Raw genomic sequence first — 1,001 nt, forward strand, 5'->3', positions numbered from 1 at the left:
CCCGGCTGACGTGCAGCTCGATGCCGGCCCCCGCCTGGACCGGGTCCTGCGCACGGGCTCGGCCGGCGCCCAGACGCCAGGCCGCGACGCCGAACGGCAGGGCCTCCTGCGAGACGAGCACGCCCGACTCGGGCGCGGTGACGACGTGCTGCTCACGGGCGACCGGCAGCGCGGCCCCGGGGTCGCCGCCCTGTGCGGCGATCATCCGGCGCCAGGTGTCCATCGCCCGCCCGTCCGCGAGCGCCGCGGCCGGGTCCGCATCCGGCAGGCCGGCGAGCGTGAGCATCTCGGTCGCCAGCGCGACGGTGAGCTCCACGACGTCGGCCGGGCCCCCGCCCTCCAGCACCTCGACGGACTCACGGACCTCGAGCGCGTTGCCGATCGTCAGTCCGAGCGGGACCTCCATGTCGGTCAGGAGCGCCGAGGTCGCCACGCCGGCGTCGTTCCCGAGGTCGACCATCGTCTGTGCGAGCTCCTTCGACGCCTCGTACGTCGGCATGAAGGCACCCGACCCGAACTTGACGTCGAGCACGAGCGCCCCGGTGCCCTCGGCGATCTTCTTCGACATGATGCTCGACGCGATGAGCGGGATGCACTCGACCGTGCCGGTGATGTCCCGGAGCGCGTAGAGCTTCTTGTCCGCGGGCGCCAGACCCGATCCGGCGGCGCAGATGACCGCGCCGACGTCGTCCAGGATCTCGAGGAGACGCGAGTTCGACAGCGCGGCCTGCCACCCCGGGATGGACTCGAGCTTGTCGAGCGTCCCGCCCGTGTGACCGAGGCCGCGCCCGGAGAGCTGCGGGACGGCAACGCCGAACGAGGCGACGAGGGGCGCCAGCGGCAGCGTGATCTTGTCGCCGACACCGCCCGTGGAGTGCTTGTCCACGGTCGTCTTGCCGAGCGCGTCGAACGACATCCGCTCCCCCGACGCGATCATCGCGAGCGTGAGGTCCTTGATCTCCCGCCGCTCCATGCCGTTGAGGAAGATCGCCATCGCGAGG

General features: G+C 72.2%; 1 protein-coding gene. It reads right to left on the reverse strand.

Going from position 1 to position 1,001, the window contains the following annotated elements; genetic code table 11:
* The coding region (locus tag I59_RS09090) for a thymidine phosphorylase (protein WP_022903603.1) at positions 1–1,001 on the reverse strand (1,001 nt) is incomplete at both ends.

Source organism: Curtobacterium sp. B8, from assembly GCF_000333315.1.
Classification (GTDB): domain Bacteria; phylum Actinomycetota; class Actinomycetes; order Actinomycetales; family Microbacteriaceae; genus Curtobacterium; species Curtobacterium luteum.